The sequence below is a fragment of the Mesorhizobium sp. P2_C4 genome (genome assembly GCF_056404575.1).
This window is the reverse complement of sequence record NZ_JBFUDT010000001.1, coordinates 637,650-653,327: the sequence shown is the minus strand read 5'-3', so window position 1 is coordinate 653,327 and position 15,678 is coordinate 637,650. Positions and strand designations below refer to the sequence as shown.

Below are 15,678 nucleotides of genomic sequence, written 5' to 3'. Positions count from 1 at the left end.
GGTCCAATTGCGACGTGCGATTTACGCCACGGCATGTCGCATTCGGTCTTGCTTACGGCTTTCCCTTGCGGTCATTATTCCCCCGATAATAATCAACAAAAAACGACCACAAGGTCGAACCAACAGAGTGAGGAACTCAACATGTCAAACGAACTGGAATTCCTTAGCCGACGCGTCGCTTCCGGCAAGCTGAGCCGTCGCGATTTTCTCGGCCGGGCGGCAGCGCTCGGCGTGACCGCGCCCTTCGCCAACTCGCTGCTTTCGAGCGCGGCGCGCGCGGCAGGTCCGGTCAAGGGCGGCACGCTGAAGGCCGGTCTGGTCGGCGGCGAGTCCACCAACAGCCTCGACCCGGCGCTGATGATGACGCAGGTGCCGTTCGCCTTCGGCAAGATGTGGGGCGAAATGATCGTCGAGCTTTCGCCGGAAGGCAAGCTTGAGAACCGCATCGCCGAGGAGATCGGCGCGTCGGACGACGCTAAGACCTGGACGCTGAAGATCCGTGACGGCGTCGAATTCCACAATGGAAAGACGGTGACCGCCGAGGACGTGGCTGCCACGCTGGAACGCCATTCTGACGAGAAGTCGAAATCCGGCGCGCTCGGCTACATGAAGGGCATTGCGACCATCAAGGCCAGCGGCAAGGAAGTCGTGCTGACCCTGAAGGAGCCGAACGCCGACCTGCCCTATCTGCTCAGCGACTATCATTTGATCGTCCAGCCCAATGGCGGCAAGGACGGAGCCGACGCCGGCATTTCGGCCGGCCCCTACAAGGTCAAGACCAACGAGCCCGGCGTGCGCCATGGCGGCGAGCGTTTCGCCAACTACTGGCAGGGCGACAAGATGGGCCATGCCGACCAGATCGAGATCATCGTCATCAACGATGCGACGGCGCGCACCGCAGCCCTGCAGGGCGGCCAGGTCAACATGATCAACCGCGTCGAGCCGAAGATCGTCGACCTGATCAAGCGTCTGCCCGGCGTCACCATCCGCAACCATGCGGGCCCCGGCCACTATGTCTTCATCATGCACTGCAACACGGCGCCGTTCGACAACGCCGATCTGCGCATGGCGTTGAAGCTGGCGATCGACCGTGAAGAGATGCTGGACAAGATCCTGCGCGGCTACGGCTCGCTCGGCAACGACTTCCCGATCAATGCTTCCTACCCGCTGTTCACCGAGATCGAACAGCGCAAGTACGATCCCGACAAGGCCAAGTTCCACTTCAAGAAGTCGGGCCATGACGGGTCCGTGCTGCTGCGCACATCGGATGTCGCCTTCCCCGGCGCCGTCGATGCCGCACAGCTCTACCAGCAGAGCGCGGCCAAGGCCGGCATCACGCTGGAGATCAAGCGCGAACCGGGCGACGGCTACTGGTCGGAAGTCTGGAACAAGCAGCCCTTCTGCGCTTCCTACTGGGGCGGACGTTCGACCCAGGACCAGATGTACTCTACCGCCTATCTGTCGACGGCCGACTGGAACGACACGCGTTTCCTCCGTCCGGACTTCGACAAGATGGTGCTGGCGGCGCGCGCCGAGCTCGACGAGGCCAAGCGCAAGGCGATGTACCACGACATGGCTGTCCTGGTGCGTGACGAGGGCGGCTTGATCCTGCCGATGTTCAACCAGTTCATCGACGCGACGGGCGCCAAGGTTGGCGGCTGGGTTGACGATCCGCATCAGGAGCTGATGAACGGCTACGCACTGGCGAAGTGCTGGCTCGAAGCCTGAGCCCGGCTTTGCGGATATGTCCTCACCCATCCTGAAACTAATTGCCCAGCGCATTGCGCTGGGCATCGTTCTCCTGTTGGCCGTTTCGGTCCTGATCTTCGCCGGCACCCAGATTCTGCCCGGCGACGTCGCGCAAGCCATTCTCGGACAATCGGCGACGCCGGAGTCGCTCGCCAATCTGCGCGAGCAGCTCGGTCTCAACGACCCGGCCTATATCAGGTATTTCCGCTGGCTCGGCGGCGTGGTGACCGGCGATCTCGGCACCGCCATGTCGAGCGGCCAGGATATTGCGACGTCGATCAAGGGACGGCTGTGGAACACGCTGTTCCTGGCCTTCTGGGCGGCGGTCGTTGCCGTGCCGCTGGCGATCATCCTCGGCCTGATTGCGGTGCGCTACCGCAATGGCTGGGTCGACAAGCTGATCTCTGGCCTGGCGCTGGCCTCGACATCGTTTCCCGAATTCTTCATCGGCTATGTGCTGGTCTATTTCTTCGCCGTGAAATGGCAGATTTTTCCCGGCATTTCGACCGTCTATGAAGGCATGCCGTTCGGCGAGCGCATGCAGGCGATCGCCTTGCCGGCGACGGCGCTGACGCTGGTGGTGCTCGCCCACATGATGCGCATGACGCGCGCGGCGATCCTCAATGTCATGCAGTCGGCCTATGTCGAGACGGCGGAGCTGAAAGGCCTGTCGGCCTTTAATGTCATTCGCAAGCATGCCTTTCCCAATGCCATCGCACCGATCATCAATGTCGTCATGCTCAACCTTGCCTACCTGATCGTCGGCGTCGTCGTGGTCGAGGTGATCTTCGTCTATCCCGGCATGGGGCAGTATCTCGTCGACCACGTCACCAAGCGCGACGTGCCTGTCGTGCAGGCGGTCGGCCTGATCTTCGCCGCCGTCTACATCAGCCTGAACATCATTGCGGACATTGCGGCGATCGTCGCCAATCCGCGTCTCAGACATCCGAAATAGGGGGCGGGCATGCTCGATATCAAACGCATCCCCATCCCCGCGCTGATCGGCATCGTGCTGACGACACTGTTCGTTCTGGCAGCGATCTTCGCGCCCCTGATTGCACCGCACGGCAATGGCGAGATCGTCGGCGACGTCTGGGAACCGATGTCATCAGCGCACTGGTTCGGCACCGACAATCTCGGCCGTGACCTGCTATCGCGCATGATCTACGGCGCCCGCATCACGCTGTTCATCGCCGTGCTGGCCACGGCGCTGTCGTTCTCGCTCGGCGCCATTCTCGGCTTCTCGGCGGCGGTGTTCGGCGGCTGGTTCGACACGCTGCTGTCGCGGCTCGTCGACCTCTTGATGTCGATCCCGACGCTGATCATGGCGCTCGTCGTGCTCTCTGTGCTGCCGACCAATCTGGTGACGCTGATTGTGGTCATGGGCGTTCTCGACTCGACCCGCGTCTACCGGCTGTCACGCGCGGTCGCCGTCGACATCAACGTCATGGACTATGTCGAGGCGGCCAAATTGCGTGGCGAGGGCAGCGGCTGGATCATCTTTCGCGAGATCCTGCCCAATGCGCTGTCGCCGCTGGTTTCGGAACTCGGCCTGCGCTTCATCTATGCTGTGCTGTTCCTGTCGACGCTGTCCTTCCTCGGCCTTGGCGTGCAGCCGCCGGATGCCGACTGGGGCGGCATGGTCAAGGAAAACAAGGACGGCATCGTCTTCGGTATTGGCGCTGCCCTCATTCCGGCAGCGGCGATCGCGATGCTGGCGATTTCCGTCAATCTGGTCGCCGACTGGGTGCTCAACCGCACGACAAGCCTGAAGGGAGGACGCGGGTGATGGCTGACCAGCAGAAGAAATCCGTGCTGCTCGACATCCGCAACCTGCGCATCGAAGCGACGGTGTTCCCGCCGGGCGAGCCGCCGAAGAACATCGTGCTCGTCCATGACGTCTCGCTGACGCTCGAAAAGGGCAAGGTGCTCGGCCTGATCGGCGAGTCCGGCGCCGGCAAGTCGACCATCGGCCTGTCGTCGATGGGCTATGGCCGCGGCGGCGTGCGCATCACCGGCGGCGAGGTCATCCTCAACGGCCGCGACATCCTCAAGGGCGGCAAGGAAGGTTTTCGCAAGCTGCGCGGCCGCGAGGTCTGCTATGTCGCGCAATCGGCAGCCGCGGCCTTCAACCCGGCGCACAAGCTTATGGACCAGGTGGTGGAAGCCACGCTGCTGCATGGCACGGCGACACGGGCCGAGGCCGAGAAACGCGCCGTCGCGCTGTTCAAGAAGCTCAGCCTGCCAAACCCCGAAACCATCGGCGAGCGCTTCCCGCACCAGGTCTCCGGCGGCCAGCTGCAGCGCGTGATGACGGCGATGGCGCTGTGCTCGGAACCCGACCTGATCGTTTTCGACGAGCCGACAACGGCGCTCGACGTGACGACGCAGATCGACGTGCTGGCGGCGATCAAGGACGCCATCCGCGATACTCATGTCGCCGCGCTTTACATCACCCACGACCTCGCTGTCGTTGCCCAGGTCTCGGACGAGATCATGGTGCTGCGCCATGGCCGGCTGGTCGAATGGGGCGGCACAAGGCAGATCATCAAGGAACCGCGCCAAGAATACACCAATGCGCTGGTCTCGGTGCATGAGATCGAGCACCACGAGCAGAAACCCGGCACGACGCCATTCCTGTCGGTCAAGAACGTCACAGCTGCCTATGGCCGCAGTCACATCAAGGTGCTGAAGAACGTCTCCGTCGACATCTATCCGGGCCAGACGCTGGCCGTGGTCGGCGAATCCGGCTCGGGTAAGTCGACGCTGGCACGCGCCATCACCGGGCTTTTGCCGCCGGAAGAAGGCACCGTCACCTTCGACGGACGGCCGCTGGCCAACCGGCTTGCGGACCGGCCGAAGGAGGATCTGCAGCAGCTGCAGATGATCTACCAGATGGCCGACGTGGCGATGAACCCGCGGCAGACGGTTGGCACCATCATCGGCCGGCCGCTCGAATTCTATTTCGGCATACGCGGCCGCGAACGCGACAAGCGGGTCGCCGAGCTGCTCGACAAGATCGAGATGGGCAAGGGCTTTTCCGACCGCTACCCGGCCGAGCTTTCCGGCGGCCAGAAGCAGCGCGTCTGCATCGCCCGCTCGCTCGCCGCCAAGCCGAAGCTAATCATCTGCGACGAGGTGACCTCGGCACTCGACCCGCTGGTCGCCAACGGCATCCTGAAGCTGCTGCTCGAGCTGCAGAAGGAAGAAAACGTCGCCTACCTGTTCATCACCCACGACCTCGCCACGGTGAAGTCGATCGCCGATTCGATCGCGGTGATGTATCGCGGCGAGGTGGTGCGCTACGGGCCGAAGAGCAAGGTGCTGGCGCCGCCCTTCGACGCCTATACCGACCTCCTGCTTTCCTCCGTCCCCGAAATGGAAATCGGCTGGCTGGAAAAGGCGATCAAGGGAAGGCGCATGGCCAGCGCGGGAAACTAGCGGTTTCGCGGCGCCAGCCGCGAAGACGTCCTTCAACGACAAAGCCTTTCGGAGCCGCCCTTGGCGCTCGAGACAAAACTGTTGCTGATCGTTCTCGACGGCGTGCCGTACCGGAACTGGCGCCGGCTGATGGGCAATCTCGAAGGCTGGGTGCAGTCTGGCGAAGCGCGAGTGTGGAAGATGCGCTCGGTGCTGCCGTCGACCTCGGCCTGCTGCTACGCCTCCATCCATACCGGCGTGTCGCCGCAAGTGCACGGCATCCTGTCCAACGAGAACCGCTTTCGCGTTACCCAGCCGGATATTTTCTCCGAAGTCAGCAAAGCCGGTGGCAAGACGGGTGCCGTCACCCATTCCTACTGGTCCGAATTCTTCCGCGCCTTTCCGTTCGACCTGGTCGAGGACGTGGAATATGACGAGCCCAACGGGCCGATCACGCATGGCCGCTTCCACACCATGACCGGCTACAATCTCAGGAACCAGATGACGCCGAGCGACGTCGACCTGTTCGCGACGCTGACCATGCTGACCAAGCGCCACGGCATCGACTACGGCATCCTGCACACCTGCACGCTGGATTCGATGGGCCATCGCTTCGGCCATGACTGCCACGAGATGGACCATGCCGTCTACGCGATGGACGGGATGCTGGCCGCCTTCCTGCCGCGCTGGCGGGAGGCCGGCTACGAAGTGATCGTCACCGCCGATCACGGCCAAACCGACCGCGGCCACCATGGCGGCCATGATGACGAGATGCAGGATTTCGCGCTGTATTATTTTGGGGAAGGCAAAGGGCCGGATGCGGATACGTTGCTCGACCAATTGCAGTTGGCGCCGACGGTGTTGAAGCGGCTCGGGGTGCCGGCGCCGGCGACGATGAAGGCGAAGCCGTTTTTGGATTAGCGCGACGTTGGCGCCCCCTCTCCCCGTCCCTATACGGGGAGAGGGTAAGGGTGAGGGGCAGCGCTAACGTTCGGTCGTAGCAGCGAGCCCTGGCGCCGCCCCTCATCCGCCTGCCGGCGTTCGTCACTCAGGAAGCCAAGCAATTGGCTTTCTGTCCGCTACGCGGCCGCTCCTCAACTCCCCGTATAGTGACGGGGAGAAGGGAGACACACTGGCAACACTTCCCTTCTTCGGTTAGCCTCCCGAAAATTCCTTTGGCGGAAGGATGAACCTTTTTGGATCGATCGGCGACAGAGCAGACAGGAGCCAGGCGGCTCGACCGGCCATGACGGCAGCGACGGAGACCGATCGCGCGCTTGTCGACCGGGTCGCGAAGGGCGACCGTGCCGCCGTTCGGCTCCTGTTCATGCGCCACCACGCGCGGGTCTACCGCTTCGTGGCGCGCCAGACGGGATCGGAAATGATGGCTGACGATATCGCAAACGAGGTCTTTCTCGAGCTCTGGCGCCAGGCCCCTGGCTTCGAGGGACGCTCGGAGGTCTCGACCTGGCTGCTCGGCATCGCCCGCTTCAAGGCGCTGTCCTTGCTGCGCAAGAAAAAGGAAGACTGGATCGATGACGATGATGCGGCGCAGGTTCCCGACAGCGCCGACACGCCGGAAGTCGCCACCATGAAGGAAGACAAGGGCGCCGCCTTGCGGCGCTTTGTCGATGCCTTGCCGGAAGAACATCGCGTGGTCATCGACCTTGCCTATTACCACGGGCAGTCGGTGACCGAGATCGGCGAGGTGCTCAGCATTCCGGTGGCCACGGTCAAGACCAGGATGTTCTACGCCCGCAAGAAACTCGGCGAAGCCCTCAAGGCCGCCGGTTACGACAGGGGGTGGCCATGAGTGCCGCTGAAAAGATGTCGCGCCGCGACGAAATGGAGACGCTGCTGCCGTTCTATCTGAACGGCTCGCTGGAAGGTTCGGAACTCGAAGCCATCGAGGAATGGCTGGCGAGCGACCCGGCGGCGCTTGCCGCATTGGGCGAGGCCGAGGCCGAGTTCTCCGGCACCACGGCGGCCAACGAGATGATCCGCCCGCCGGCCGATGCGCTCAGCCGCTTTGCCAGGGCGCTCGACGCCGAGGCCGGTCCGGCACGCGCGGCACAAGGGTCGTCCTGGCTGGCGCAGGCGTGGGGCCGCTTCATGGCGGTGCCGGTCGGCGTCGCCTGGGCCGCGGCGGCAGTGCTGCTTGCCCTGGTCATGGTGCAGTCTTTCGTGCACCCCGGCGGCAAGGGTGGTGATTTCGAGATTGCCGGTCAGGAAGACGATCTGGCGAAAATGCCGTTCGCGCTGGCCAAGTTCAAGCCGGATGCGAAGATGTCCGACATCGCGACATTTCTTGGCCAAAATGGACTGAAGATTGTCGGCGGGCCAACCGCCGACGGCGTCTTTCGGCTCGGCATCCCGGCCAAGACCGCCGCCGATTATGAAAAGCTGCTCGGCCTTATTGCCGCCCAGCCTTTCGCGGAAACTGTGATCGAGGGAAGGAAACCGGTTGATGGCGGCTAAGGCGGTCATTCGATATGCGGCACTTCTTGCGGCGGCGATGACAATCGTCGCCGCGCCTGCCTTTGCGCAGACCAATGATCCGAACCTCAGCCAGACAGAGATCGACTGCCTCAACGGCAAAAATGCAGCCGGCGCCGATTGCGCCAAGAGTGGCGGAACGGCCGGCGGCGCAACACAGGCGGGGGCCGTCTTTCTGCCGGAGCTGATCGTCGACCTGTTCCCCAATCCGGTGGACGCTCCCGCGCCGGCGCCGGCGCCACCCGCCGATGCACCGGTGGTACCGGCGGCGCCAGGCGGTCCGATCGTTCCACCGACCGATCTGGTGGCAACCGAGCCGCCGCGCGCCGTCATCGGCGATTTCGTGCCCGACGAGGTGCTGGTGACGGTCGATGGCGACGCCGGCGCCGTCCAGCAGATCGCCACCTCTTTTGGCCTCCAGGTGCGCTCGCAGCGCCAGTCGCGGCTGCTCGGCACCACGCTGGTGCGCTTCGGCATTCCCGATGGCCGTCCGGTGGGCGTCGTGCTGGCCCAGCTTGCCGCCGATGGCCGCACCCAGCGACGCGAACCCAACCATGTCTATTCGCTGCAACAGGCGGCTGGCATCGTCAACTATGCCTTCGATCACATCGCCCTCGATGAGAAACAGGCGAGCGGCGAGAATGTGCGCATCGCCGTCATCGACACCGGCATCGACGACACCAATCCGGCGCTGTCCGGCGTCATTGCCGAACAGTTCGACGCCATGCCCGACGTGCCGGTCGAAAAGCGCGATCACGGCACTTCGATCGACGGCCTGATCGCCGGCGTCGGTGCGCTGCAAGGCATGGCACCCGGCGCCAAGATCTACCACGCCCGTGCCTTCGAGGGCGGCAAGTCGACGATGGACGTGATCCTTTCGGCGCTCGACTGGGCGGCGAACCAGGATGTCCGCATCATCAATATGAGCTTCGTCGGCCCCAAAAACGATTTGCTCGGCACCGCTTGCCGCAATGCGAGGGCGCTCGGCATCGTGCTCGTTGCCGCCGCCGGAAATAACGGGCCGAAGGCGCCCTACGGCTATCCGGCCGCCTTCGACGGCGTCATCGCGGTGACCGCCACCGACGCCAAGGACGGGCTGATGCCGCAGGCCAATCGCGGCGCCTACGTCTTCATCTCGGCGCCCGGCGTCGAGATGGTGGCGCCGAGCGGCGCCGGCTCGGATGTGGTCACCGGTACCTCGTTTGCCGCGGCCATCGTCAGCGGCGCCGTCGCCAATCTGATCCACGCCGCGCCCGACCGCTCGGCCGACGAGATCGAGAAGGCGCTGGCTGATACAGCCAGGGATCTCGGTCCCAAGGGGCGCGACAATGATTTCGGCTATGGGCTGCTGGACACCAAGGCGGCCGAAGCGGCGAAGGAGTGATCCCGGGCGAAAGTCGAATTTCAGTCGACTTCGTGCGACCGGTTCAGAGGCTCGGACCTAACCGGACAGGACTTCCATCATGGAAGCGTGACAGTCGAAAGCGGCTGAGGTCGTGGCCCGTCTCATTTCCCTGAATGAGGTCGGCAACGACGCGGCCGATTCCAGGCCCGATACCGAAACCGTGACCGCTCATTCCCGTCGCGACGAATAGACCGTCGACCGCCCGTACCTGATCCACGACAGGGACGACGTCGGGCATGGCGTCGATCATGCCGCCCCAGCCGGCCTTCAAGCGAACCGTCTCGAACTGCGGGAAAAGCCGTTTGAAATTGCGTTCCACCGAACGCAGACCGGCGGGTTCAGGGGCCGGGTTGAGCACCCGCATTCTCTCGAAAGGAGTCTGGGCATCCGGCGCCCAATAGCGCGGCGTCGACCAGCCGTCCGGGTAGCCTGATGGGGCGAACGGGAAATAGCGCGTCCCGAATGGATTGGCCCTGAGGGCGGGTAGGTATCGGGTCGCGTGCCGGAACGCGTCAGGCCCCAGGTAAAGCAAATTGCTGCCGCCCGGGGCGAGCGTGTATCCGCCATCCTGTCGGCGCCTGAAAGCGATGTGATCGTCGGCCGCCGCACCCGGATAGATCTCGGGCAGGGGCTCCGTCGCGGCCACAGTTACCCTGACGCTGAGTTGGGGGACGGAAACGCCATGTCTCGCCAAGAACAGGGATGACCAGGCGCCGCCTGCGACCAGCACGCTGGAGGTCTCGATGTATCCCGCCTCGGTCCACACCCCCTTGATCCTGCCGCCTGAGATTTCGAGGGTTCGCGCCGCGCAATTCTCCACTATCCTGACGCCCTTTCGGACGGCAAGCCGGGCAAGCGCAGGCACGGCCAGCCAGGGTTCCGCACGCATATCGGAGGGCGTCGTCATCGCGCCCTTGAATTTGCGCGACATGCCCTTGATGAGCTTCGCGGTTTCATCTCCGTCCAGGAGGCGCGTGTCGAGATCATGGATCGCGGCGATCTTCATGAACGCTTCGAAGCGGGCCATGTCCTTGTCCGAGTTCGCCAGATAGGTCACGCCTGCCTGGGTCAGGCCGATGTCTTCGCCGCATTCCTCGGCCAGCTGCCGCCACAGGCGAATTGCCTCGATGACAACAGGTAGTTCATCCGCGTCTCGTCCCTGCTTTCTGATCCAGCCCCAATTGCGGGAGGACTGTTCGGCAGCAACGCGCCCCTTTTCCAGCAGCGTCACCGGAATGCTCCGCATCGCAAGGAAAAGAGCTGTCGTTATGCCGATAATCCCGCCACCGACGATGACCACCTCCGAAGCCTTCGGCGGTGGGCCAGGATGCTGGATTGGATCCGTTTCGGAGAACGGGAATGTGGGCAAATGGCGCATCCCTAGGGGATTGGTCGATGGCTGTGGGCTACTGGTTGCCATCCTGTAGAAGCCAAATCAAGAGCGCCTGCAGGCAGATGCTAACCCGGCGCTCCGGCGACCGAGCCCCTGATCACAAGGTCGACCGGCCAGACCTCGCCACGGGCGCCCTCCTCCAATCCGGAAATCCGCGCCGCCAGCCGCTCGGCGACGCGCGCGCCGGCAAGCCTAATCGACGAACGCGTCGTCGACAGCGGCACGGAAAAATTCTCCGGCTTCAGCCATGGAAAAACGTCGTCATGGGCGATCAGCGACAGGTCGCCCGGAATGGTCAGGCCGAGATCGCGCACCGCGCGCACGACGCCGAGCGCCATGATCAGGCTGGAGCAAGCGATCGCCGTCGGCGCGTCGCCCTGTTCGAGCAGCCGCCTGGCGGCGCGGTAGCCATTCTCCTCGGTCATGGCGACAGAGCAGACATGGCGCTCGCCAAGCGTCAGGCCACTTGCTGCGAGTGCCCGGCGCACGCCGCGCTCGCGATGGATGGCGAAGGTCTCGCGGTCGTCGCCGTTGATCAGCGCCAGCCGGCGATGCCCAAGCTGGATGAGAAGTCGTGCGGCCTCATGGAAGGCGCCCTCATTATCGATGTCGGTGAAGGGATAGTCGAAATCGAAGCCGTCGCTGCGGCCATGGACGATGAAAGGAATGCCAAGCGTGTTGACCAGCGCCACGCGCCGGTCCGCCGGCCGCGGCGACGAGATGTAGACGGCGTCGACCTGCCGGTTGGCGACGATACGCCGGTAGGTGGTCTCCTGGTCGTCGGCATCGGCGGGCGACAGCACCAGGTCGAGCTCGTGCGAGCGGGCATAGTCGCCGAGGCCGGAGAGGAATTCGACGAAATGCGGATCGATGTCGACGCTCGTTCCGGTCGGCAAGACATAGCCGATCATGCCGGTCTTGCCGGTCGCCAGCCGGCGCGCGCTGGGGTTGGGGCGGTAGCCGTGACGCTTGGCGGCATCCATCACCCGCCGGCGCGTTTCCTCGTTGACTTCGGGGTAGCCGTTCAGGGCGCGGCTTACCGTGGTCTGCGAAAGCGCCAGCATATGAGCGAGCTGTTTGAGGTTCACCGGGAGGCCTCCAAGCCTCAAAGCGCTTTTAAATTTGAATCGATCTAGGCGCCGAGGGTAGCGCTGCCAAGCGCTCCGACCATAAGCACCGTTTCGGATGGGTTTGAAGTAGAATTTGCTGATGCACTGCCAAAAAAGCATGCTGCACTGCACTTTCGCTGCCTTTCATTGCAAAAATTAAATCGATTAGCTTATCGCCCTCTTGACTTCCGACCGATTCAATGGCGAGATCAAAAAAGCCAAAGCGCTTTGGAAGACTCTCCGAGAGGTTGCGGTTCCTTTCTGACTGAGTCACAGTCCTGCAGCGTCGGCGGACGGAATGGAGGTTCCGTCCGGGTGTTTGTGACCACTGGGAGGAATACCGATGAAGAAAATGCTTCTGCTGGGCGCCGCGTTTGCCACGCTCGCCCTGAGCGCCCCGGCGCAAGCCGAATTGAAGTTCAAGCCGGGCGAAGACCCCCGCTTCAACTGGGCGAATTTCGAAGAGCTCAAGAAAGTCGACCTCAAGGGTGAGACGCTGACGATCTTCGGACCGTGGCGTGGCGAGGACGAGGGCCTCATCCGCACCGTTCTCGACTATTTCTCGGAAGCCACCGGCGCCGAGATCAAATACTCCTCGTCGGAAAATTATGAACAGCAGATCGTCATCGACACGCAAGCCGGCAGCCCGCCCAACATCGCCGTGCTGCCGCAGCCGGGCCTGATCCAGGATCTGGCATCCAAGGGCCTGTTGACGCCGCTCGGCGATGACACCGCCAAATGGGTCAAGGACAATTACGGCGCCGGCCAGTCGTGGGTCGACCTCGGCACATTCAAGGACAAGGATGGCAAGCCGGGCTTCTTCGCCTTCCCCTACAAGGCCGACGTGAAATCGCTGGTCTGGTACTCGCCGGACAATTTCGAGGAAGCCGGCTACAAGGTTCCGAAGACGCAGGAAGAGCTCGCCGAGCTTGAAAAGAAGATCATCGCCGATGGCGGCACGCCGTGGTGCATCGGGCTCGGTTCGGGCGGCGCCACCGGTTGGCCGGCGACCGACTGGGTCGAAGACATCATGCTGCGCACCCAGACGCCCGACGTCTATGACAAGTGGGTGAAGAACGAAATTCCGTTCAACGATCCGGCCGTGGTCAACGCCATCGACATTTTCGGCAAGATCGCTACCGACGACAAGATGGTCGATGGCGGCGCCAAGGCGGTTGCCGCGACCGATTTCCGCGACAGCCCGAAGGGTCTCTTCTCGGTGCCGCCGAAATGCTACCTGCATCACCAGGCGTCGTTCATCCCGACCTTCTTCCCGGAAGGCACGAAAGTCGGCCAGGACGCGGACTTCTTCTACTTCCCGCCCTACGCCTCCAAGCCTGACCTCGGCACGCCTGTGCTTGGCGCCGGCACGCTGGCTATGATCACCAAGGACTCGAAGGGTGCGCGCGCCTTCATCGAATTCCTGAAGATGCCGCTCGCCCATGAGATCTGGATGGCCCAGGGCGGTTTCGTGACGCCGTTCAAGTCGGTCAACAAGGACGCCTATGCCAGCGACGCGCTGAGGAAGCAGGGCGACATCCTCGCCAATGCCTCGACCTTCCGCTTCGACGGCTCGGACCTGATGCCCGGCAAGATCGGCGCCGGCGCGTTCTGGACCGGCATGATCGACCTGGTCGGCGGCAAGTCCGCCCAGGATGTCGCCACCGACATCCAGAAGAGCTGGGACGCGATCAAGTAGGCAGCCGATTATCCGGCTGGACGTTCACCTACCCGATCCGGGCCATTGAGGCCCGGATCCGACCGGCGGCCCGTGCCGCGGCGATTGTCATGAGCACATAGACATTCCGGCATGAAGCGCGATCGGCAAAGGGGGGACCCGCTTTGCCTGGCGATTGCGCTCTGAACAACTGAATCGGCGCATCTCACAGCCAAGGGCGTTCGACTTTGGCCGATGCTGCGCAGGGGAGGAACCCATGGCGGCTCAGATTTTCTCGGCCATATTCGTCATCATCGTCGGCGTCGGCGGCTGCGTCGCCTATTTCTGGGGCGCCAACAAGCTGGTGGACCTCATTTTCCCGTCGCGCGGCGTCCAAGGCGCAGCAGCTATCGACAATCTGCGCCGGCAAGGGCTGGTGCGGCCATGGCTGTTCGTCGGCCCGGCCATGATCATCCTGACCATCTATCTGATCTACCCGGTGGTCGAGACGCTGCGGCTGTCGTTCCTCGATCGCGGCGGCATCCACTTCGTCGGCTTGGCCAATTATGAATGGGCGTTCGGCGACCGCGAGTTCCGCAACTCGATCCTCAACAACATCATCTGGCTGGCGGTGGTGCCCGCGGCCTGCACCTTCCTCGGGCTGATCATCGCCGTGCTCACCGACAAGATCTGGTGGGGCACGATCGCCAAGAGCCTGATCTTCCTACCGCTGGCCATCTCCTTCGTCGGCGCCAGCGTGATCTGGAAATTCATCTATGAATATCGCGGCGAAGGTCAGGTGCAGATCGGCCTGCTCAATTCCATCATCCAGTATTTCGGCGGCCAGCCGCAGGTCTGGATATCGCTGCCGTTCTGGAACAATTTCTTCCTGATGATCATCCTGATCTGGATCCAGACCGGCTTTGCCATGGTCATCCTGTCGTCTGCCTTGCGCGGCATTCCCGAAGAGACACTCGAGGCCGCGGTCATCGATGGCGCCAATCCGTTCCAGATCTTCTGGAAGATCATGGTGCCGCAGATCTGGGGTACGATCGCCGTCGTCTGGACCACCATCACCATCCTGGTGCTGAAGGTGTTCGACATCGTGCTGACCATGACCAACGGCCAATGGAACAGCCAGGTGCTGGCCAATCTGATGTTCGACTGGATGTTCCGCGGCGGCGGCGATTTCGGTCGCGGCGCCACCATTGCCATCATCATCATGATCGCGGTCATCCCGATCATGGTCTGGAACATCCGCCAGGCGAACAAAGAGACGGGAGGGCATTGAAATGGCCGTCGCAACCGGAAACTCCTTCGCCAGCCGCTTCGGCGTCCACATCGCCGTCCTGATCTTCGTCGCGATCTGGACAGTGCCGACGCTCGGCATTCTGGTCTCGTCGCTGCGCGACAAGGACCAGATCATCGCCTCGGGCTGGTGGAATTCGTTCTCCAGTTCCAGCCAGACGGAAGCCGGCCGGCTGCCGGCCGCCTCGGCGCAGGTCGAGAAGGACGGCAAGTTCGTGCTTGCCGGCAATATCTTCGGCGACGGCGCCGCCCGCAACATCAGCGCCTTCGGCGTCAAGTCGGCCGCGCCGACGCAATATCCGGCCGGCACGACAGCCGATCTCGGCGACGGCGTGACCTTGCAGCTCAACGCCGACGGCACGTTCGTCATGTCCTCGCCCAAGGCATTCGAGGGCGACCGCGGCCAACGCGTCTACTACGCCTCGTCGGCGCCGCCGAAATTCACCACCGACAACTACAAGACCGTGCTGTTTTCGGAAGGCATCGGCCGCTCGTTCATGAACTCGCTGACCGTCACCATTCCGGCCACAGTCATCCCGATCCTGATTGCGGCGTTCGCCGCCTATGCGTTGGCCTGGATGCGCTTTCCCGGCCGTGCCTTGCTGATCGCGGTGATCATCGGCCTGCTGGTCGTGCCCCTGCAGATGTCGCTGATCCCGCTCCTGAAGCTCTATAACGGTGTCGGCTCCTTCTTCGGCATGCCGTCGAAAACCTATCTCGGCATCTGGCTGGCACACACCGGTTTCGGCCTGCCCTTCGCCATCTACCTTCTGCGCAGCTACATTGCCGGCCTGCCGCGCGAAATCATGGAATCGGCACGCATCGACGGCGCCAGCGATTTCGAGATCTTCGTCAAGATCGTCCTGCCGCTGTCGTTCCCGGTGCTGGCCTCCTTCGCCATCTTCCAGTTCCTCTGGGTCTGGAACGACCTTCTGGTGGCAATGGTGTTCCTGGGTACGGAAGCGGACCAGATCGTGCTGACCGCCAAGCTTAATGCGTTGCTCGGCTCACGCGGTGGTGATTGGGAAATCCTGACGACATCGGCTTTCGTCACCATCATCGTGCCGCTGATCGTGTTCTTCTCGCTGCAGCGCTATTTCGTCCGCGGGCTGCTTGCCGGCTCGGTGAAAGGAGGCTGAGA

At 63.2% G+C, this 15,678-nt stretch carries 13 protein-coding genes; 11 read left to right on the top strand and 2 right to left on the bottom strand.

The window, feature by feature from the left end; all coding sequences use genetic code 11:
- The first annotated feature begins 141 nt into the window (after positions 1-141).
- The 8 genes from AC1DX6_RS03220 (at position 142) to AC1DX6_RS03185 (ending at position 9,049) form a co-directional block, all read left to right on the top strand.
- Positions 142-1,728, top strand: coding sequence for an ABC transporter substrate-binding protein (locus AC1DX6_RS03220; protein WP_477311148.1), 1,587 nt, complete (start codon positions 142-144; stop codon positions 1,726-1,728).
- Positions 1,729-1,744: 16 nt separating this feature from the next.
- Complete coding sequence (locus AC1DX6_RS03215; protein WP_477311146.1) at positions 1,745-2,704, top strand: ABC transporter permease; 960 nt, start codon at positions 1,745-1,747, stop codon at positions 2,702-2,704.
- Between the two features lie 9 nt (positions 2,705-2,713).
- Complete coding sequence (locus AC1DX6_RS03210; protein WP_477311144.1) at positions 2,714-3,538, top strand: ABC transporter permease; 825 nt, start codon at positions 2,714-2,716, stop codon at positions 3,536-3,538.
- Positions 3,538-5,190: an ABC transporter ATP-binding protein gene (locus AC1DX6_RS03205; protein WP_477311142.1), complete on the top strand. Its 1,653-nt coding sequence runs from the start codon at positions 3,538-3,540 to the stop codon at positions 5,188-5,190. Before AC1DX6_RS03210 ends, AC1DX6_RS03205 begins: the two co-directional genes overlap by 1 nt.
- 60 nt (positions 5,191-5,250) lie before the next feature.
- The gene (locus tag AC1DX6_RS03200; RefSeq protein ID WP_477311140.1) at positions 5,251-6,090 is read left to right on the top strand and encodes an alkaline phosphatase family protein; all 840 of its coding nucleotides are present in this window, start codon (positions 5,251-5,253) and stop codon (positions 6,088-6,090) included.
- A gap of 325 nt (positions 6,091-6,415) precedes the next feature.
- Positions 6,416-6,982 (top strand): sigma-70 family RNA polymerase sigma factor, encoded by a 567-nt coding sequence (locus AC1DX6_RS03195; protein WP_477240960.1) that lies wholly within the window; start codon positions 6,416-6,418, stop codon positions 6,980-6,982.
- On the top strand, positions 6,979-7,647 hold the full coding sequence (locus tag AC1DX6_RS03190) for an anti-sigma factor (RefSeq protein WP_477311138.1): 669 nt from the start codon (positions 6,979-6,981) through the stop codon (positions 7,645-7,647). Before AC1DX6_RS03195 ends, AC1DX6_RS03190 begins: the two co-directional genes overlap by 4 nt.
- The gene (locus AC1DX6_RS03185) at positions 7,637-9,049 is read left to right on the top strand and encodes a S8 family serine peptidase (RefSeq protein WP_477311136.1); all 1,413 of its coding nucleotides are present in this window, start codon (positions 7,637-7,639) and stop codon (positions 9,047-9,049) included. The genes AC1DX6_RS03190 and AC1DX6_RS03185 overlap by 11 nt, the downstream gene beginning before the upstream one ends.
- A 43-nt stretch (positions 9,050-9,092) precedes the next feature.
- Here AC1DX6_RS03185 and AC1DX6_RS03180 read toward each other — a convergent pair whose 3' ends face one another.
- Both AC1DX6_RS03180 and AC1DX6_RS03175 read right to left on the bottom strand, forming a co-directional pair.
- Positions 9,093-10,439, bottom strand: a complete 1,347-nt coding sequence (locus AC1DX6_RS03180; RefSeq protein ID WP_477311134.1) for an NAD(P)/FAD-dependent oxidoreductase — start codon at positions 10,437-10,439, stop codon at positions 9,093-9,095.
- 89 nt (positions 10,440-10,528) lie between these two features.
- A complete protein-coding gene (locus AC1DX6_RS03175; RefSeq protein WP_477311132.1) occupies positions 10,529-11,551 on the bottom strand; it encodes a LacI family DNA-binding transcriptional regulator in 1,023 nt (340 codons plus the stop codon).
- A 364-nt stretch (positions 11,552-11,915) separates the two neighbouring features.
- Here AC1DX6_RS03175 and AC1DX6_RS03170 point away from each other — a divergent pair, with 364 nt between their 5' ends.
- The 3 genes from AC1DX6_RS03170 (at position 11,916) to AC1DX6_RS03160 (ending at position 15,676) form a co-directional block, all read left to right on the top strand.
- Positions 11,916-13,271, top strand: a complete 1,356-nt coding sequence (locus AC1DX6_RS03170) for an ABC transporter substrate-binding protein (RefSeq protein ID WP_477311130.1) — start codon at positions 11,916-11,918, stop codon at positions 13,269-13,271.
- A 235-nt stretch (positions 13,272-13,506) separates the two neighbouring features.
- Positions 13,507-14,520, top strand: a complete 1,014-nt coding sequence (locus AC1DX6_RS03165; protein ID WP_477311128.1) for a carbohydrate ABC transporter permease — start codon at positions 13,507-13,509, stop codon at positions 14,518-14,520.
- Between the two features lies 1 nt (position 14,521).
- Positions 14,522-15,676, top strand: coding sequence for a carbohydrate ABC transporter permease (locus tag AC1DX6_RS03160; RefSeq protein WP_477311126.1), 1,155 nt, complete (start codon positions 14,522-14,524; stop codon positions 15,674-15,676).
- Positions 15,677-15,678: the final 2 nt, after the last annotated feature.

Coding starts and splice junctions, on each gene's coding strand:
- AC1DX6_RS03185 (WP_477311136.1), top strand. CDS start 7,637: ATGGCGGCTAAGGCGGTCATTCGATATGCGGCACTTCTTGCGGCGGCG.
- AC1DX6_RS03190 (WP_477311138.1), top strand. CDS start 6,979: ATGAGTGCCGCTGAAAAGATGTCGCGCCGCGACGAAATGGAGACGCTG.
- AC1DX6_RS03215 (WP_477311146.1), top strand. CDS start 1,745: ATGTCCTCACCCATCCTGAAACTAATTGCCCAGCGCATTGCGCTGGGC.
- AC1DX6_RS03160 (WP_477311126.1), top strand. CDS start 14,522: ATGGCCGTCGCAACCGGAAACTCCTTCGCCAGCCGCTTCGGCGTCCAC.
- AC1DX6_RS03220 (WP_477311148.1), top strand. CDS start 142: ATGTCAAACGAACTGGAATTCCTTAGCCGACGCGTCGCTTCCGGCAAG.
- AC1DX6_RS03205 (WP_477311142.1), top strand. CDS start 3,538: ATGGCTGACCAGCAGAAGAAATCCGTGCTGCTCGACATCCGCAACCTG.
- AC1DX6_RS03170 (WP_477311130.1), top strand. CDS start 11,916: ATGAAGAAAATGCTTCTGCTGGGCGCCGCGTTTGCCACGCTCGCCCTG.
- AC1DX6_RS03195 (WP_477240960.1), top strand. CDS start 6,416: ATGACGGCAGCGACGGAGACCGATCGCGCGCTTGTCGACCGGGTCGCG.
- AC1DX6_RS03210 (WP_477311144.1), top strand. CDS start 2,714: ATGCTCGATATCAAACGCATCCCCATCCCCGCGCTGATCGGCATCGTG.
- AC1DX6_RS03165 (WP_477311128.1), top strand. CDS start 13,507: ATGGCGGCTCAGATTTTCTCGGCCATATTCGTCATCATCGTCGGCGTC.